At 62.6% G+C, this 19,114-nt stretch carries 14 protein-coding genes; 2 read left to right on the top strand and 12 right to left on the bottom strand.

The genetic code is table 11. The features are described 5' to 3' along the window. Positions 1 to 26 precede the first annotated feature (26 nt). Positions 27 to 1,049: a 4-hydroxyproline epimerase gene (locus tag AB4097_RS13905; RefSeq protein ID WP_442040479.1), complete on the top strand. Its 1,023-nt coding sequence runs from the start codon at positions 27 to 29 to the stop codon at positions 1,047 to 1,049. Positions 1,050 to 1,097: 48 nt separating this feature from the next. Further along, positions 1,098 to 2,333, top strand: coding sequence for an NAD(P)/FAD-dependent oxidoreductase (locus AB4097_RS13900; protein ID WP_442040477.1), 1,236 nt, complete (start codon positions 1,098 to 1,100; stop codon positions 2,331 to 2,333). A 412-nt stretch (positions 2,334 to 2,745) separates the two neighbouring features. Here the strand turns inward: AB4097_RS13900 and AB4097_RS13895 are convergent, their stop codons facing one another. From AB4097_RS13895 to AB4097_RS13840, 12 genes are all read right to left on the bottom strand, one after another. Beyond that, positions 2,746 to 4,620, bottom strand: coding sequence for a glycoside hydrolase family 2 protein (locus tag AB4097_RS13895; protein ID WP_442040475.1), 1,875 nt, complete (start codon positions 4,618 to 4,620; stop codon positions 2,746 to 2,748). A gap of 151 nt (positions 4,621 to 4,771) precedes the next feature. Continuing rightward, positions 4,772 to 5,923, bottom strand: coding sequence for a hypothetical protein (locus AB4097_RS13890; protein ID WP_442040473.1), 1,152 nt, complete (start codon positions 5,921 to 5,923; stop codon positions 4,772 to 4,774). A gap of 21 nt (positions 5,924 to 5,944) precedes the next feature. Further along, the gene (locus tag AB4097_RS13885; RefSeq protein ID WP_442040471.1) at positions 5,945 to 7,171 is read right to left on the bottom strand and encodes a polysaccharide pyruvyl transferase family protein; all 1,227 of its coding nucleotides are present in this window, start codon (positions 7,169 to 7,171) and stop codon (positions 5,945 to 5,947) included. Between the two features lie 35 nt (positions 7,172 to 7,206). Then, positions 7,207 to 8,202 (bottom strand): UDP-glucose 4-epimerase GalE, encoded by a 996-nt coding sequence (galE, locus tag AB4097_RS13880; protein WP_442040469.1) that lies wholly within the window; start codon positions 8,200 to 8,202, stop codon positions 7,207 to 7,209. A gap of 80 nt (positions 8,203 to 8,282) precedes the next feature. Further along, on the bottom strand, positions 8,283 to 9,470 hold the full coding sequence (locus AB4097_RS13875) for a polysaccharide pyruvyl transferase family protein (protein ID WP_442040467.1): 1,188 nt from the start codon (positions 9,468 to 9,470) through the stop codon (positions 8,283 to 8,285). Between the two features lie 34 nt (positions 9,471 to 9,504). Then, a complete protein-coding gene (locus AB4097_RS13870) occupies positions 9,505 to 10,812 on the bottom strand; it encodes a glycosyltransferase family 4 protein (RefSeq protein ID WP_442040465.1) in 1,308 nt (435 codons plus the stop codon). A 7-nt stretch (positions 10,813 to 10,819) separates the two neighbouring features. Beyond that, on the bottom strand, positions 10,820 to 12,979 hold the full coding sequence (locus tag AB4097_RS13865; protein WP_442040463.1) for a glycosyltransferase family 2 protein: 2,160 nt from the start codon (positions 12,977 to 12,979) through the stop codon (positions 10,820 to 10,822). Between the two features lie 84 nt (positions 12,980 to 13,063). Then, on the bottom strand, positions 13,064 to 13,825 hold the full coding sequence (locus AB4097_RS13860) for a hypothetical protein (protein ID WP_442040461.1): 762 nt from the start codon (positions 13,823 to 13,825) through the stop codon (positions 13,064 to 13,066). Then, positions 13,822 to 15,108 carry a glycosyltransferase family 4 protein gene (locus AB4097_RS13855; RefSeq protein ID WP_442040459.1) on the bottom strand — a complete coding sequence of 429 codons (1,287 nt, stop codon included), beginning with the start codon at positions 15,106 to 15,108 and terminating at the stop codon, positions 13,822 to 13,824. The genes AB4097_RS13860 and AB4097_RS13855 overlap by 4 nt, the downstream gene beginning before the upstream one ends. A 5-nt stretch (positions 15,109 to 15,113) precedes the next feature. Continuing rightward, entirely contained in the window at positions 15,114 to 15,941 is an 828-nt protein-coding gene (locus tag AB4097_RS13850) for a methyltransferase domain-containing protein (RefSeq protein ID WP_442040457.1), read from the bottom strand. After that, complete coding sequence (locus AB4097_RS13845) at positions 15,938 to 18,172, bottom strand: glycosyltransferase (protein WP_442040455.1); 2,235 nt, start codon at positions 18,170 to 18,172, stop codon at positions 15,938 to 15,940. The genes AB4097_RS13850 and AB4097_RS13845 overlap by 4 nt, the downstream gene beginning before the upstream one ends. 74 nt (positions 18,173 to 18,246) lie before the next feature. Further along, the gene (locus tag AB4097_RS13840) at positions 18,247 to 18,987 is read right to left on the bottom strand and encodes a calcium-binding protein (RefSeq protein ID WP_442040453.1); all 741 of its coding nucleotides are present in this window, start codon (positions 18,985 to 18,987) and stop codon (positions 18,247 to 18,249) included. Between the last annotated feature and the right edge of the window lie 127 nt (positions 18,988 to 19,114).

Genomic DNA, 19,114 nt, shown 5'->3' with positions numbered 1-19,114 from the left:
CTATCTCACGATCAGCGAGTGCAGCGATGGCACGGCACACCTTCTTTTGTATCGACGGCCACACTTGCGGAAATCCGGTCCGCGTGGTTTCCGGCGGCAGCATTCCGCAGTTGAAGGGCGGCACGATGTTCGAGCGCCGTCAGCACTTTCTGGCGGAGTACGACTGGATCCGCACCGGCCTGATGTTCGAACCTCGCGGACATGACATGATGTCCGGCTCGATTCTTTACCCGCCGACGCGTCCTGATTGCGATGTCGGAATTCTGTTTATCGAAACCTCCGGCTGTCTTCCCATGTGCGGACACGGGACGATCGGTACCGTGACCATCGCGCTCGAGAATGGCCTGATCCATCCCAAGACACCGGGGCTCCTGCGTCTCGATACGCCGGCCGGCGTGGTCGAAGCCCGCTACGAGCAGAATGGTCCTTTCATCGAGCGGGTGCGCATCACCAACATCCCGTCCTTCCTCTACGGGGTCGGCTACGAGGTCGAGGTGGAAGGGCTCGGGCACCTGACGGTGGACGTCGCCTATGGCGGCAATTTCTACGCCATCGTCGAGCCGCAGCCGCTCTATTCCGACTTGGCCGACATCAATCCGTCGGATGTCCTGCGGTGGAGCCCCAAGCTGCGGGACGCCTTCAATGCGCGCTATCGGATCGCTCATCCGGAGAACCCGGACATCAACCGCCTGACCCATGTCCTGTGGACCGGACGGGCGCAGACTGAAGGGGGCACCGCCCGCAATGCCGTGTTCTACGGCGACAAGGCCATCGATCGTTCGCCCTGTGGGACGGGAACATCGGCCCGGATGGCCCATCTCGCGGCGCGTGGTGCACTGAAGGAGGGCGACGCATTCGTCCACGAGAGCATCATCGGGTCCACCTTCGTCGGACGTATCGAGGGGCGGGCGACGGTCGGGGGCCGGGAGGCCATCATTCCGTCCATCGAAGGATGGGCGCGGGTCACAGGCTTCAACACGATCATCATCGATGACCGCGATCCCTTCGCGAAAGGCTTCCAGGTCGTGGACCGTGCCTCACAGGCTTGACGCCGGAGCATCGACGACAGCCTGATCTTCACCCTGAATGGATGCACGATGCAGATCGCGATTGTCGGAGCTGGAATCATCGGCCTCACGGCCGCTCATTCCCTGCTGGATCGGGGGCATGAAGTAACCTTGGTCGATCCAGGCGATCAAGCCGCCCGGCCCACGGACGGCAATGCCGGCTGGATCGCCCATACCGACATCATGCCGCTGGCCTCTCCCAAGGTCTGGCGGAATCTTCCGAACTGGCTGATGGACCCGCTGGGTCCTCTCACGATCAGGCCCGCCTATCTTCCCGTTCTGATGCCGTGGCTGATGCGCTTCGTGCTGGCGTCGTCGCCCCTGCGGATCAAGGCCAGCATGGCCGCCATCCGCGCCATTAACGCCGAAGCGTTGCCCTCGTGGAATGCGCTGCTTTCCTCGTTGGACCTGAATACGCATCTGCGCGAGAAGGGCATTCTCTCCGTCTGGAGGCAGCATGAGGCCTTTCTGCGGGGCAAGGATGTTCTCGATCGGCAGCGCGACCTCGGCATCGGGGTCGAGGTTCTCGACCGAAGGGAACTCGCAAGCCTGGAGCCGGCGCTCCACAATGTCGAAGCCGGTGTGCTCTATCCGGACGCCTGTCATATCTCCGATCCCGCCAATCTGGCGTCCGACCTGAGAAGGCTTGCTCTCGAACGAGGCGCGCAGCATGTGCCGGCTCGCGTCCTGGCGGTGGAGCCGACAGAGGAAGTGATCCGCATCCGGATGGACGGTGATGATAAAGCCTTGATCGCCGACAAGGTCGTCATCGCGGCGGGCATATGGTCACGACCGCTTGCGAAGATGCTGGGAGATCCGATTCCTCTCGATACCGAACGCGGCTATAATGCCACCTACCCCAAGGGATCATTCGGCCTCGATCGGCCCATCATGTTCGAAGGCGAGGGCTTTGTGACGACGCCGCTCGATACGGGCGACAGAGTCGGAGGTGCCGTGGAGTTCGCAGGGTTGGAGGCCAAGCCCAATCATGCTCGCACCTCTGCCATGATTGCGCGGCTCAAGCGCTTCCTTCCCGACTTCGATGCCGGCCAGGATGCAAGGCGCTGGATGGGCTTTCGCCCCTCCATTCCGGACTCGCTTCCTGTGATAGGTCCTTCCAGACGTGACGATCGTGTCGTCTACGCATTCGGTCACGGTCACCACGGACTGACCCAGGCTGCCGTCACATCGCGATTGGTCGCAGATCTGATCGATGGAATGACCAGCGAAGTCGATCTCAAGCCCTATTCGGCCCAGCGCTTCTGACGCATTCCGACCCTGAGCTTATGCCGTCGGTTGCGTCGTCGTCGGTGTCACGGGGATCTCGGGGGGCGACGTGGGTGGCACGCCGATCGGTTCGCCCGGGGGCGGAATGTCTCCAGGTGTTGTCGGGGGGACGCCGATCGGCTCCGGCTGGGGGCCTTCGGGCGGCGTAGGCGGGCTCACCGGTGCCGGATTGGGGTCCGCGGGTGTCGGCTCCGGATAGGGCTGATTCGGCAGGGGAATGGGCATGCAGGTGGCGCTCCGCTGTTGAGGCATCGATCGGGGTCCGTATGGGCAATCATCGATAGAGCGCTAGGTTCCGGTCAAGGAAGGGGACTAGGCGCCGGACTACCCCACCGGTCCGACTGCATCGGAGCCTACCGGGGGCTCGGAGTGCCGCATCTTGAACGAAACCCTATTCCTGCCCACGCTCGCGTCGGCGCAACTCGACCTCCTGCTTGATCAGCATGTCGAGGATCTCGCTCGGCACCGCCTTCGACGGGCGGCTGTTGATGGCGCGCAGGCGTTCGAGGTCGAGCTTCGGCTCGCGGTCGACGGTGAGGAGGCCGTTGGTCTCCTGCGCGGTATCGGTCAGCTGCGTGTAGCAGAAGCCGGCGAGCGCGGTTGAGGCGAGCAGCGCGTCGACGAGTTCCTCATAACGGGCCAGCAACTCGTCGGGGCTGGCGAACTGTCCATAGCCGTACCAATCCTCGGTGGCCTGCGGCACGAAGCTGAGCCCGCCGAATTCGCTGATCACGATGGGCTCGTCTTCGATCGCGACCCCTTCACCCAGGAGAGGATGATGATGAGGGCGGACTTCGCGGAATGTGCGCGCGACGGCCTGCCGGTCGCTGTAGCGTTCCCGCAGCACCTCTCCGGTCGGCGCATAATCGTGCACGCCGAAGATGTCGCCGACGGCGTGCTGCCAGCCATCGTTGGCGATCACCGGTCGCGTCGCATCAACCGCCCGTGTGAGGTGATAGAGGGCGCTTACGAAATCACGCTGCTGCCGGGAACGGTCCAGGTCCGGCACGCCCCAGCTTTCGTTGAGAGGAACCCAAGTGATGATGCAAGGATGATTGTAGTCGCGGCGGACGGCCTCCAGCCATTCGCGGGCGAGCATTTCAGCGGCGCGGTCCGAGTAGACATAGGCATTGGCGGCCTCGCTCCAGACGAGCATCCCGAGCCGGTCGCACCAATACAGGAAGCGTGGGTCCTCGACTTTCTGGTGAATGCGGACTCCATTGAACCCCAATGACTGCGCCAGCTCCACCTCGCGCTTGAGAGCGCCCGCATCCGGAGCGGTCAGGAGAGAATCGGGCCAGTAGTTCTGTGCCAGGACGAGGCGCAGGAACGTCGGAATCCCGTTGATGATGAACCGTCCGTCGCGGGCCTCGATGCGGCGAAGACCGAAATAGCTTTCGATACGGTCGACAACGGTGCCGCTCTCATCGATCAGTTCGATCAATGCATCGATGAGGTTGGGGTGTTCCGGTGCCCAGAGCAGGGTGCGCCGCCGTCGGATCGCCGCATCGTTGATGTCAAGAAGGAGGTCGCGCCGCAGCTCGCGCCCAGCGAGCAAACAGGTGTCATCGATGAGAACGCGCCTCGGCCTGTCTCCCCTCAACTGCACGCGCACCCTCCAGCCCGAAGGGGGCGTGCGGTCGAGCCGGAGGACAAGGCCGGTACCGAAACGATCCACATCGGGTGTCCAGCGCAGCTCGGCAATGGCGACCTTGGGGATCGGCTCCAGCCAGACGGGCTGCCAGATACCCGTGGTGCGGTGATACCAGATGTAGCCGGGCTGCTCTTCCCAGTACTGCTTGCCACGCGGCTGCTGAAGATCCCGAGGTTCGTCCTCGGCGCGAACCACGATCGCCTGGGTTTCGCCGGGAACGAGCAGGGGGCCGATGTCGGCCGAAAACGGCGTCTGCCCGCCCGCGTGATCGACCGCCATGCGGCCGTTGACCCAGACCGTGGCCTTGTAGTCGACGGCTCCGAAATGGATCACGAGCCGATCCCGACGGTCCGCCTCGGCCATCTGCACCTCGCGGCGGTACCAGATCACGGGATGAAAGCCGGTCTCATGCACACCGGACAATCTGCTCTCGGGCGCGAAGGGGACCACGATCTCACGGTCGAAGATGTCCGTCCGTTCGAACCAGCGTTCGGCAAGCCCCTCGTCTGCGTCATCGAACGCGAAGCCCCATGGACCGCATAGGTCGATCCAGCGTTCCCGGCGCAGTTGCGGACTGGGATGGAGGTCGGCTGGAGCGATCGTCTCGGTCATGGCCCATCCGCCCTATGGTTCTTCCGCTGCCGGCAGGCAGGGGGCAGGGTTTCCCTCTCGCTCCCGACCAACGCGTGAGGGCTGGAGAGGTTCTCAGGAGGGCGATCCGGCGCCACGGCCGGTGATGGCTTCCCGCGATCCCGGGCCTCCATCAATCCAAGGTGATCTTGAAGCGGACGAGGTCCCTGTTCATGGTCGGTCGCTTCGACTGCCAATTGAAACGGGTCATGTACAGGTAGAACGTGCTTCCGGCCGTCTGGAAAACGGGCGACGGGCTGTCGTGATCGATGATCGAGGGATAGTCGTAATAGGCCTTCTTCTCCGTGGTGCCCCAGGGCGGATCGAACGGGGCGAGCAGGGAGGCCGGCGACCAGTTCCGCAGGTCGGGCGAGGTCGCATAATAGACGCCCCCGGTGTCGTTCACCCGCGTGGACCAGACGACCATCCAGAGGCTCTTGGATTCCAGCCGGATCAGGGACCGCACCTTGCTGGTCATGTCGCCATTCCCGAGACAGTCGCAGGTGGCCTGAACGGGTTTCTGTCCATCGACCGGGTAGGGATTCGGGGGTTGAATGAAGCGGCCTCTGCTCATCATCCGCCAACCGGTCACGAGATCGGAGCGTGGGGCGCGGAACAGGCAGTTCCCGCGCCTGCCCGGTTCTGCGGCATCCTCCGTCCAGGCGATGAAATAGGCGTGCTCTCCGTCGAACACGGTATTCGAGAGCGTGAGGAAGCCAGCGGCCTTGGTGTTCGTGTCGAAGCGCTTGTTCGATCCGGCGATGAGACGCCGGTCCCGGGGCAGCAGCTTGAAGGAGAAGTCCCGCTCATTCGCCTCCAGGGCGACAAGCGAAAGATACCAGCATTCCGGCTTGCCGGGACCCTTGGCGCAAAGCCCTTCATGGCGGAGCCCGGAGAACTCCTGGCTCGCCAATCCGAGAACACGGCCGTCATCGAGTGGGATGAGGCTCTGGACCCAGAACCGGTCATCGAGCGCTTCGGGATCCGCCGATTCCTCTCCCTGTGAGACGACGGAGCAGCCGGGGCGCAGATCGGCGAAGCTTGAACCGTCCAGAACCCTGTTCCGGAAATGCGCGGCGATCAGGACAACGGAACCATCCTGACGGCGATAGGCCCTCGCGGGCGAATCGGGGATCGTGCGCCAGTCGCAGCGCTGATGCTCATAGCTGTAGACCACTTCAGGCTCGGGAGAGACCGAGAAGTGAAGCGGTTCGCCCGCGATCACGGCTCTGCTCATCATGAGAAGCAGAAGTGCCGGCCATGCGAGGGCGTTCCAACGTCCCATCCTCATCATGAGATCTTCATCTCAGGTGCCGGCTGCGATACGGCTCAGAAAGGATGCCGGCTGGAGCCTGTTCGCGGTGAGGAAGTCCAGATACCGCGACGCCGACGCGCTGCGATGCCGGTCATAGGCATCGGGATCGAAACGGATCATCTTCTTCAGGCTCGAACGAGTGAGCGGCGCGGTCAGGTCGGCCGCGGCAACGTGCGGGACGCCTGTATTCTCGCAGAGTTCCTGGGTTCGGGAATCGATCGTGACGGTCAAGCCCATGCGCTCCGCCTGAAGGGCCAGGGCAACGCCATGATACCGGGATCCGATCGTGAGGTCATGCCGGCGCAGCGTGTCCATCCAAGCCGGAACGTCATAGAAGGAGCGAACGTAGTTTCGGCACCAGCCCTTGAATTCCTCAACCGAATAATGGGGAACGGTGTGGTTGTGAATCTCCTTGAGGGCGTGCGGATCGATCCCGTCGAAGATCTCTCGGGAGACCCGGATCATCTCTCCCATTGATTGAACCACATATTGACCCGGATATACCGGATCCATCATGAGGCCGATCAGCTGATGCTCAATGTCCCGGGTCTTCAGCCACGCCTGATGACCTGCGGCGACCGAGATGGAGCGTGGCAGGGAGAGGCTTGACCACTGCTTGTGGATCTTCTGGCCGAGGCCCGGATTCGGGTTCGTGAAATACGAAGGACACCCGCCGGCCACAGAGCCGTGGATGCCCAGCTTGTCGAGCTGCGCGCTGGTGAACGCCCCGCGCGTATAGATATTGGAGCCGGCCGAAGACGGATTGGACCGCGCGATGACCTCTGCCCACCGGCGGGTACCGTCGGTCAGCTGGATGTCCTGATCGTAGCTATCCGCCTGAGCGCCAAGCCCGATGGCCACGATGGGCAGGCCGGATTTCTCCAGGTTGTCGGCCATGTTGCCGTAATCCGTGTGGCGCCCCAGCTGGTTGGCGCACGGAATGACGATGATGTCGGCATTCTCTTTCAGGCTCTCAGCCGATGCGCTCCAGCCGAAGAACTTGACCGGATTGGCAATGTGGCTGGCGATGGCATAGACGAAGGCCAGATTGCCGTTGTTGTGGCCGATCCCGTTGTAAAGATCCTCGAATGCGGCGTTCGAGTAGAGCCCGAGGGACGGATACTTCCACAGGATCGCAACCCGTAGAGGCTTGGCGGGAGATCTCGGCTTGAGAGCCGGCTGATCGAGCGGCTTGTCCATGGTCATTGCATCGAGCATGTGAAATCCATTCTGAAATCGAGTGCCGTCGGGGATTATGCCGCTTCCGCGCGGCGCAGCTTCAGGCTGTTCTCCCACGACAATGCGTTGCGGATAATCTCCTCGAGATCGTCGAGCCGAGGGGACCAGTTCAAGGTTTCGCAAATCCGGTCGGCACTTGCGATCAGGGTGGCGGGATCACCGGCCCGCCTTGGGGAAAAGTTCACGGGGAAATCGACGCCTGAGACCCTCTTCACCGCCTCGACGACTTCGTGCACCGAATATCCGCGACCATAGCCGCAATTGAAGACGGTGCTGGTGCCGCCCGCATCGAGGTAATCGAGCGCCAGCATGTGGGCCTGGGCCAGGTCGGAGACGTGAATGTAGTCACGCAGGCATGTGCCGTCGGGCGTGGGATAATCGGTTCCGAAGATGTCGATGTGGGGTCTTTCGCCGAGAGCCGCCTGTGTCGCGACCTTGATGAGATGCGTCGCCTGGCGCGTGCTTTGCCCGCTGCGGCCCTGTGGGTCGGCGCCCGCGACATTGAAGTACCGGAGGGCCACGAAGCGGAAAGGATGTGCCCGGGTCACATCCCTCAGCATCATCTCGGTCATGAGCTTCGATGTGCCATAGGGTGAGACGGGGTTGAGGGGCGCGCCCTCGGAAATCGGGCTCTCCCTGGCATCGCCATAGACGGCCGCGGTCGAAGAGAAGAGAAACTGCTGGACGCCGTTCTGCACCGCCGCGCTGATGAGCGAGCGCGACCTGACCGTGTTGTTCAGGTAGTACTTCAGCGGATCCGTGACGGATTCCGGAACCACGATCGACCCCGCAAAGTGGGCAATCGCCTTGACGGAATGCTTGCGGATGATCTCCGCAACGAGGCTCTCGTCACCCACATCGCCTTCGATGAAGGTCGCGTCCGGGTGGACCATCCAGTCGAAGCCGGTGCTGAGATCGTCCAGGACCACCACGTCCCTTCCGGCATCGGCCAAGGCCAGAACCATATGGCTTCCGATATAGCCGGCGCCGCCCGTTACCAACACAGTCATGTCTTCCCCTCGTTTCTTGCTTTGACGTGGTGAGAAATGGACGGGATGCTGGAAGACGCCCGGCATCTCCGATGGGATAATCAGGCGGCCTGCAGCTGCCTGAACTCACTTTGCCTCATCACCGGATGCATCTTCGTGTCCGCCCCGTTCTCGACCAGGAACTGATGCATCTCGCGGTAGGTGTGATGGTAGGCGCGGTTGAACTTGTCGAAGAGCGATTGGTCCCAGTAATCCTCGAGCCTGAACTCCTTGCCAGAGAAGACGTCGAAGCTCGGGATCTGATAGGTCTCGGCGAACTCGACCGTTCGGCTGTCATAGGTGAAGTAGATCGACGGAACGCCGTTCGCGAGCGCCATCAGGTTGCCGTGGAGCCGGTATCCGAGGACCATGTCCTTCTGTTGGACGAGATCTTCGTAATCGGCGACCACGTCGGAATAGAACAACCTCTCCCTGTGGAGCTTCTCCATGGCGTCGTCGAGATACCAATCGTTGACCTGCTTGTCGGCGCGCAAGGCGGCGAACGCCTCTTCCCGCTGCTCCGCCGTGCCGAGGACGATCTTCTTTTCCTCGACTTCGCCCTGCGCCATCAGCACCACGTCGAACCGCGTCGCCAGGCTTTTCACGAGGTCGCGATGAAACGTCAGGTACTGCTTGATGTCGCGGGCATAGGTGGACGACACCTCGCGGCGAACCGTGATGCCGGCCGTCCGAATCTTTTCCAGGGGCGGCAGCTGAATGTTCAGGTCGGGATTGTTCCGGCGGAACGCGGTCGGGCAGCCGACGATGCGGATGTTCTTGATTCCGAGATCCCAGAGGACCTGCGCCGAGTAGGCCCCACGCACGCCGATGGAGGTGGTGGAATCGGCCATCATGCGCAGGACGGTTTTGGTTTCATCCGACAGCTCGATCTTGCCCTTGACCGGAGCCTGAGCGCCGATGCCCCAGGCAATCACCGGAATCTTGAGCTTCTTGAGGACGTCGATCGCCTGATCCCAGACCATGTCCTTATGGACATAGTTCGACCCGCGCAGGAACACGTAATCGTACTCGGCATTGATCCGGTCGATCTGTGTCAGGTCGGGATTCGAGATTTCCAGGGCATCGAGCTTGTCGTAGTTCAAAAGCTTCAACGACGAGTCGAAGACGAAGGCGTCGCCGATGTTGTGGTAATGGTTGATGCTGCGCTGGATATCCTTGTGCCGGTACCAGCGGACATTGTCGTGGTTGTAGACTTCGCCCGAAGGGCTGATGACGAGAATACGCTTCATGATGATGCCTCCAGATGATTTTTCAGTCGATCGACTAAGCCGTGAGCGCGACCGCTGATGGGCTTGTCGCCTTTTTCGCGGCGAGGTCCCGATAGAGATCGAGGTGAAGTTGGGCGCATTCCTCGTAGGTGATCGGCTGTCCGATTCCCGCCCGCAGGTCGCTCCAGAGCTTCGGCGTCGTCAGCGCCTCGGTCATGCGATCGACGAGATCCTGGGACGAGCCGACGCGGAAGTGCAGGCCGTTGACGCCGTCGACGATCTTCTCGGCCATACCGCCGATATTGCTGCAGATCATGGGGCGCCCGTGATGGAAGGATTCCTGAATCACGATCGGGGAGTTTTCCCACCAGATCGAGGGAATGATCGTCCAGTCGATGGAGCGCATGAGGCGCGGCATCTCGCTGTTCTGGTAGGAGCCGTAGAAGCGGACGCGCGATCCAGCGCGCTCCACCAGCTTCCTGATCTTCTCCTGGAACGCCTCCGGCTGCCGCTCCAGATTGCCGCCGAAGATCATCAGCTGGGCGTCGTCGCCCCAGACCGAATCCGGAATGCAGGTGACAGCGTCGAGCAGGACGTCGACCCCCTTGAACTGCGTGATCTGTCCGAAATAGCCGAACCGGGAGCGTCGGCCACCCCGTAGAGGCAGGCTGCGCGGCGGAGCGGTCTCGGCAATGTCCAGGCCGTTCTCGATGACGATGAAGCGGGATCGATCCAGGCCCCAATCCACATAGCGGTCGACGAGGAACTGGCTGGGCGACACGAAGAAGTCGGCTACGTCGAGAAGTCCGCGGATGAAATGCTCCCGGCGCAGGAAACGCGCCGGCGAGATCTCCGGAAAGCAGGCGTTGCAATCCGATGGGGACGCCCTGTGGCAGAGCTTCGTGCCGCCGGTCTTCACCATCTGCCCATGATGGCTGCAGATCGACAGGAATTCGTGGAACGTGATGACGATCACGCAATCGGGAAGCGCCCGGCGGACGGCGTAGATCATTTCGAGACCCAGGCCGATGAAGTGATGGAAATGAACGACGTCGGGCTTCAGATCCTTCAAAACTCGAAGAAAGTCGCGCTCGATTTCCTCGGTGTTCCGGTTCGAGATGAGGAAGTGATCGTACTCGTCGGCATGGTAGAGAAACTCGCCTTCGGTCTGCCGAAGGCTCATTAGGGCCGTCCGGCTGTGCCGCGCGACCGGGTGGCCGACGCGGGCGAGGAAACGGGATTCGACGTTGCCGATGCGGTTGAGGCCCTTGTGCAGATTATACGCGGCGATCTCGGCACCTCCGAGGGAGAAGCTCGGATGGCCATGGGAGACGATGAGGACGCTAGGAGAGGGGTTGGACATGCTTTTACTACCTCATGTTGTTGATGAGGAGCGACCACTTGCGGTCGAAGCTCCAGCGATCGACTTTCTGGGCCAGGCGGTGCGCCGGAAAGGCTGAGGGGCCGACATCGTTGTCGGCTGAGATCATCTCGACATCCGGGAGCCAGATGGCGGGCGTTCCTCCGAGCCTCATCTTGAGGCAGAGATCACGCCCCTTCTCGCCCGCGCCCAGATAGGAGCGGGTGAAGCCGCCGACCGACGCGATGGATTCACGAGAGACGATGCAGCACGAGAGCGATCCGGCGATGACCTCCGTCGGCTGGGATCCGCGCACCACGTCGCGCGGATATCCGATGTAGCGGTCGACGAGCTTCTGCTCCTCCTGGTCGAGCCAGGTTCCCGCAAAGCGGATGGAATTGTCCTCATAGAGGATCGTCGGACTGATCAGCGCCTTGCCGCCGCGATTGCGGTACGCGCGTTCCAGGGACGAGACCCATCCGGCCTGCCGGGGCAGAACGCCTGCGGCGAGAAAGATCAGCGTTTCCGCCTTCGTCGCCTGAATGGCAGCCTCGAAAGCATCGCAGGGGTCCTGCACGCCCGTTGCGCCGATCACGCGGACCTTGATGCCGTAGAAGCGGGAGAGCCGTTCCGCTTCCGGTGCAATGCTGTCGAAGGCCTCCAGGGGCGCGGCGACGATGATCGGCATGTCCTTTGTCTCGGCGTCCAGCGCGAGCAGGCACAAGGTCACGGCCGCTTCCTCCACATCGATTCCGGCTCCGATTACCAGGACGCGGCTGGCCTCGGAATCGTCGAAATCGAAGTCGCAGATTTCCGTGACGGCCGGCGCGGGCGCGGCCATGGCCTGCATCATGGGGCCGATATGACGCTCGATTGCGGCGCCGGCAGCCGCCGTCCGCGGGTCGAGAGGCGAGATGAGTCGCTCGAGAGATCGGCGCGACATGCCGCGAAGAGGCGTGAGAGGATAGAACGCGATGTTATCGCCGACCGCCATCTCGAAATAGACCGGCACGTCCATCCCAGAAGGCGGACCCGGAATAAAAGCCAGGAAGCCGTGATCGTTGCGGGTCGGGTCGAGCCGTCCGGCGAAGAGGCTGTTGTGCTGGAACGCCGATGAGACGTCCGAGCGCGGGAGACGGGTCCAGGTCTCGTCGATCCGCTGCTGGGTCGCACCGGACCGCAAGGTGAGCGAATCCACGTGGCCTTCCGGATCGAGCATCCAGCCGGCCACCAGAATTCCGCCGCCGGGAATTTCTGCGACCATGTCCATGCCGATGCGGACCGGAACCTTGAGGTCCGACACGGTGTCGCGACCGTCGAACCGCTCTCCCGCCCGCCGGAGCGTCAGCATCGTGTCCGGGTTTGCATTCGCGCGGACAAGGCCGTCGCGAATGTGGGCCGGAACGTCGGTCGGGGCCAGGAGAACGCGGCGCTCATAGACTTCGAGGCTCCGCCATCCGTCCCGCCCGCGAAAGAACAGGTTCTTGAGCTTGCCGGGATCGATTGCGGATGCTCCCGTGTCGAGCAGGCCCACGAAACCCTTGCCCTGCTCCCCCAGATCGTTGCGGAGAACCGACGCCGACTTGAACTCGCCGGCCATGAGCCCCTCGTGAGCCGCAAGGACGCGCACCCTGTCGCAAGGCAGATCGCTGGCCCAGCCCTGAAGAAACACCTGGCCCGTGTCGATCGAGCCGATGACCTCGATCCAGCCGTCCGTTGGACCAGCCGCGCCGAGCACGGAAACGGCGGCCTCTAATCGCTTCTGACTGGTCTTGCCGCCGATCAGCGCATGAACGATGCGGTCGACGATGATCGGCGACCGATCTCCCGCGTCGGCGGAGACGATCCGGATCAGCGTTGCGAGAGGGATTGCGGGCTTGATCAGGGTATAGCGGATCGGCGGCCCGCTGCGCCGCATGACGACCGACCGCAGGCGGACCTTGGCGGCAAGACGGATCGGCACGATGGCGACAAACCCGATTGCAGCATCGGCAGATGCATCCTTGCGGACCCAGCAGACGGTATCGGCCTTCATGGCCATGGAGGGATCGCCGTTGAGCAATGTCTCGACATGGTCGGTCATGGAATCGGCGACGCCGGCGATCAGCGCAAGGTCGTCGCCGATCGGCGTCACGAGGGCGCTCTCGCCGTCAAGAGGCAGTTCGCGCATTTCTAGAGGTTGCGTAGTGTACTGCATGGGAGACCTGAAGTTCCGTTCGATGACCGTCTGCTGCTTGTGCTTCGAGGGAGCCGGCTACCAGGGAGGATGGCGTAGAAGGACGATGAGCGCCGCGATGGCACTGACGGCGGAGATTCCTCCGAACGCCATCAGGAGCGCGACGGCTCTTCGCATCGGGCGGTCGACGGACGATCCGAGGTCATCGATCTGCTTTCCGAAATCCGCCAGGACCCTGTCGAAGCGCATATGGAAGACCTCGATGTCGGATATCTTCTTGGCGAGGTCGGCCTGGTTGACCCGGATAGTCTCGAGGGCCGCCGCGATGCCGTTCTCCTCGGTAACGATCTCGTTGATCTGGGTCGAAGTTCCCCTGAGGCTCTCGACGGCCTCGCGCTGCAGGATCTGCGACCGTCGTTGTGCTTCGATGAGCAGTTCGAGACGGTCGAAGACCCGGTTCAGCGGCGCATTGAGCGCCGCCTCGGCCGCGCGCTCGTCCTGGCTCGGAGCCTGCAGAACGAGTTCCTCGCCGGTCGATGGGGAAACGGCCACCACTGAAAGGCCGGCCGTGCCTTGGCCGGCGTGCTCCGGAAGCTCGATCTCGAACGCATACCCGCCGTCGCCGATCCCGTTTCGACGCAGATCGACGCGCGGCATGTCGGCCGTGGTCGATGCGAGGTTCTCTCCGTTCAGGGTGATCCGAACGAGGAGACGCTCCGTCGGGCGGGCGCGATCCCAGACCCATCCGAACAGGCGTCGCCCTTCGATGGCATCGACGCGGCCCTGAAGCTGCGCACCCACCGGAACGGCGACTGCATTCTTCGATTGTGCTGTGCTCATGCGGCGTTCGCCTTCAATTCGATGATGTCGGCGCCTTTGAGGAGGCTGCGATAGAGAGAGAGGTGACGCTCGGCGACGGCGGTCATGTCGGCCGGCGGAGCGATCCCCGCGACCAGCGTCTCCCAGAGGTCGGGTGTCTCGATGGCCCGCCGCATGGTGCGTGCGAGCAGCGATGGGTCGTCGGGACGGACATGCAGACCGTCGATCCCGTCCCGGACGGCTTCCGCCATTCCCCCGATCCCACTGGCGATGACGGGGCGTCGATGGGCGAAAGCCTCCTGGATCACCAAGGGAGCGTTCTCCCACCAGACCGACGGCACCACCACCCAGTCGACGGCTGCCATGAGGCTTGGAATATCCTCACGCCCGTAGGGCCCGAGCCTCACGACCTGAGGCTCCGTCTCGTTCAGAAGGTTGTCGATCTTATCGACAAACTCCTTCGACTGAAACGGCGCGCCGCCATGCAGGCGAAGCTCGAAATCCTCGACGCCGTCCGTGACGAGGCGCTGAGCCGCTTTGAGGAGAACGGGAATGCCCTTCCAGGGATTGAGGTTCCCGAAATACCCGAACACGGATCGCCTGCCCGAGGGAGCCGACCGATGGACGGACGGCACGACGGCAGGGCGACCGTTCGAGACGATCTCAATCGAACCGGAGGGAAGGCCCCAGCTCACGAAACGCTCCTTGAGGAAGCGGCTGGGAGCAATGAACTGGTGAACCTGATCGAGATGGGTCCGAATGTATGTCTCGCGAAGGAGAAATCGGTCGGCAGGGATGTCTGGGAAGCATCCATTGCAGCGATGGGGCGTTGCGCGGTCGCATCGCTCCTTCCCGGCCGTCCGCATCATCAGTCCGTCGTGAGCGCAGATGGGGAAGTAGTCGTGAAGCGTCATGACGATGCGCGCGTTCGGCAGGATGCGACGCACCAGCGCGATGAACTCCACGCCCATGAGCAGGACATGGTGGATGTGGACGATATCGGGCCGGAAATCCTCGAGCAGGCTGACGAGATGGGGAACGACTCCGTAAGCATCGATCTGGCTCAGGTTGAACTGGTCGAAATGCCCGCACCACATGACGACCTCGTCCGGTGCTCCACTGGGCGATTGGAAGCTCGTTCCCGGCCTTTGACCGCGATGGAGATTGTTCGTTGCCGCAAGGAACAGGGCCTCGACATCGGGACGCGACCGGTACTCCCGGAAGAGATCGTGGGCGAGGATTTCCGTCCCGCCGGGATGAAAATCCGGATGATTATGGGCAACGACCAGAACGCGGGTTGTCACGTGGTCTACTCCGGCTTCACGGCGATGATGACATCCTGGTAGTGATTGCTCTCGATCCCCCGCCAATGGCCGAGGCTCAGGCGACGGATCTGGAGACCGGCTTTCTTGAGAACGTGCTCGATGATTCCCGCATCGAAGCCGATGGCGCCGAGTGGCGCCAAAGGATCGCCGTACCATGTTCCCGGCTTCGTTCCCCGGGTGAAGCGCGGGCGGGCTGTCTGCCTGTCCGGATCTCCGGCCGCGATCACGAAGGCGGTCATGAACAGGCGGCCGCCGGGTTTCAAGAGGCGCATGATCTCTCGTGCGTAAGCGGAAATCTCCGCTTCTGGCAGATGAGTTGCAACGGACACCATCGTGACGAAGTCGAACTTCGCATCGGAGAAAGGCAGGACGATCTCATGGCCTGCAATCGCTCCGCCGGGGTTGTACAATTCGTGCGCCACATCGACTCGGCAGAACCGGAAGTTCGGATAGGACGATGTGATGTTCTGCACGCACCACTCGATGCCGGCGTTCACGGGATCGATGCCTTCGTATGAGGCGTTCTCGGGATCGAGATATTGCGTCAGCGGGACGGCCATCCGTCCTATGCCGCATCCGATGTCGAGGACTGACTCGGATGGTTGAAGCTCACCGATCCGGACGAAGTGACCGAGATATTCTGCGCCGATCGCACGATAGTCGCCATCGCCGACGAAAACGTTCTCCGGTGGCGGAGCCGGCAAGGAACTGTCCTGCGTGATCCGTTCCATCAAATGCGTAAGGATCGCGTCGGCATCCGGATCGAGGTTCGGTGCACGTGAGGCGTTCGTGAGATCGAACTGCGCATTCATATGGCGACATTCCTTCCTTTGCGAGGACGCCCGGTCTGCATTGCTGCAATCATGACATCGCGCCAGCGCTCGGTATGGAGAGCGCAATTGTACTGCCAGGCAATCCCGCGCATGTACTCGGCGTTGAGAGACATCGACTTCCGTTCGAGGTGGTAAAGTTCGATGTCGGGGACGTAGGCGATCTTGCGCTCCGTCATGGTTATTTTGAGGCAGAGATCGCTGTCTTCGTAATCTCCGACGACATAATCTTCCGTGAAACCGTCAACAGATTCGAACAATGATTTCGTTGTGACGAGGCAGGCGCCGGTGACGGCTGGGACGATGCGCTCTTCGCAGGCGGGAGCGTAATCACGCGGCATGCCTTTGTGAAAATGCTGGTTGAGCCAGTAGCCGCGATGGTCCTGAGAGAAATACATGCCGGCATGCTGGATCGATCCGTCTTCGAACAGAAGCTTCGGTCCGACGGCGCCGATCCGGCGGCGACCGTTCAGGCGCGCGGCCATCGCTTCCAGCCATCCGGGAGAAACCGGTATGATGTCGGAATTGACCAATGCCAGAATATCGCCTTGGGCAAAGGACACGCCGACATTGTTGGCGCGCGCGTATCCGCCGTTTCTCTCCATGACGACGAGAACAACCGGAAGGCCGTAGATCAGATGGAGACCGCCCAGGAGATGCTCGACCTCCTGAGCCTGTTCGGGCGAATCGAGCACATAGATGAGTTCCGCATTCCCGCGAATCCACGGATCGGCCGCGAAGGCAGCGATCTGGAAGCGGATAAACTCCAGGTTCCGGTAAAGCGGAATGACCACCGAGGCTTTCGGACGTTGATGAGCAACGCCTATCCTCCGGATCGTGGGGCGACCGATCCGGTTGCGGACTTGAGCGTGGAGGTTGGCGATGGCCGGGCGGAGGACCTGCGCCAGGACGGATTGATCCACGTGTTGCGCCGGGATGGCCCGCAAAGCCATGGCGCGAGCCTCGGCCGGATCGGCCGGTTGAGGACGCGGCACGAGAGAATGTCGGGCGCCGGATTTCAGGCGAAGGTGAAAGCGTGGTTGCAGGTTCTGCGCCGCGCCCATGTCAGTGGGCGCCAGGACGGCGAAGCCTGTGGCGCCGAGACGGGATTCTTTCGTCGGCCCTGCGACTTCAACGGGAAACGTGAACAGGTCTCTCGTGAGATCCAGCGGTTCACCCTCTGAACTGCCGATTTCGATCCCTGCGAAGAGGCTGACCGGGTCGCGGTACCATCCTGTCACCAGGGTTCCTGCAGAGGTCGCAAGCGCAGAGACGATCTCGGCCGATGGGGCCGTGAGGCTGCTCGAAAGCCGGCGCGGGCGCAGGGGAGACCGCAGTTGCAGCTCGAGCGCGTAAGCAGGGCCCGACGCGGAACGTTCGGCGATCTCGCTCAGCACGTGCTCGCGCAAGCCGGGCGCCGCGTGCGCCTGCTCGCGGAACCAACGTTCGATGGAGGGAAGGCGTGCAGCCGTTTTGAGCAGGCGCCGGACGGACAGGCCTCCGGGGCCGATCAGAATGAGGAATGCATCGTCGGCGGGGAGCCGCGCACGATCGACCAGAAGATGGATGACATCCCGTCCATCCTTCCCGTTCCTTATCCTGTGGGGGAGGGCACGAATGCGCGTCGGTCCATTCCCGCCGAATGTATAGATCGCGTCGATCTTGCCGAAGCCCGTGACGAGCGATGTCTGCACCAGGACGAAATCATCGGCAATCCGCGCGACGGCAACGGCCTGTCCGGGCGTCGGGGCCATCCGCGACAGAAGATTGCCGAGAAGTTCGATGAAGGCTCTATCCCGCTGAAGGTGGAACATCGCGCCCCACACGTTGAACAGGGCGGATACGAGAGCCACGCGGCCATGACTGTCGACGCCGTCGATCAGGTCTTCGGCGTTCGCCCGGGCAAGCGCCGCATCGTGATCGATGGCAACGCTCGTTCCAAGGCTGCGCATCTCGAGGCGAAGATCGAGATCTATCTGTTCGTCGCCCGGACGCTGGAAGACCCAGAAGAGGCGTGCTCCGCCGCCGGGCAGGGAGAGGCGCAGCGATGCGGAAGGCCAGATGTCCTTGCCGTCGCCCTTGAGACTTGACGGAGAACTGCGTTCGGCATGCGGCACGTCCCAGGTGAGCAGGACAACGTCGCGTCCGAGAGAGGACACCTTCGGAGAGGCAAGGCCATCGATTGGTGATGTGAGCACGGCAAGCTCCGCCATCGCTTTTTGTCTCCATCTGTCCCTGTGGGATGCCGCAGAAGCGTCCGCGACATCCGCTTTTTACCGAACGCAGATCAGTGAACCGAGAAGTAGTCGCTCGGGTTGTTGTTGATGTCGTCGGCACTCACGTTCACGAGGGTGACCGTGTCGCCGTTCCCGAGATCGACGATCGTGTTGTGACCCACCTGATGAACGCGGCCGGCAAGGTCTTCCGCCGAGGCGATATCGGTGCCGTTGATCCCCTTGGAGATCTGCAGGATGTCCTGGCCGGCCTTGAAGTCGAGGATGACGTCGTTGCCGCCGCCGCCGCTGAACACGAACGTGTCGCGGCCGGCGCCGCCTTGAAGGATGTCGTCGCCCGCGCCGCCATCGACGAAGTCGTCGCCGGATCCGCCGCGCAGGATGTCGTCGCCGGCACCGCCCTGAAGGATGTCGTCGCCCGAACCGCCTTCGAGAACATCGGCCCCATCGCCACCGTTCAGGATGTCGTTGCCGTTGCCGCCGCGAAGATAGTCGTCTCCGGCGCCGCCGAGCAGGATGTCATCGCCGTTGCCGCCGAACAGGATGTCGTTTCCGGCATCGCCCTGAACCACGTCGGCCCCGTTGCCGCCGAACAGAACATCGTCATCGGCGCTGCCGGAGAGCCAGTCGTCCCCGTTGCCGCCGAAGAGCGTGTCGGCTCCGGTGCCGCCGGAGAGGGCATCGCTGTCGGCGCCGCCGAAGATCAGATCGTCGCCACCGTTTCCGAAGATCACATCCGGCCCGTGGGTGCCGTGCAGGACGTCGCTTGAGGCTCCACCACCAATAGTCGCCATATCTCTCATCCTTGTTGTCAGCACCGGGCAAGCCGCGACGCGCCCGGTTGCATGTTCGAGCCAAAATGAAGCGCTATTTGCGCAAGGAGATTTCCGGGAGGTGATCGTGTCGAGAATGTCCCGGTGC

Origin of the sequence: Microvirga sp. 2MCAF35, from assembly GCF_052115545.1 — a bacterium.
Classification (GTDB): Bacteria; Pseudomonadota; Alphaproteobacteria; order Rhizobiales; family Beijerinckiaceae; genus Microvirga.
This window is presented reverse-complemented; position numbering and strand designations above follow the sequence as displayed.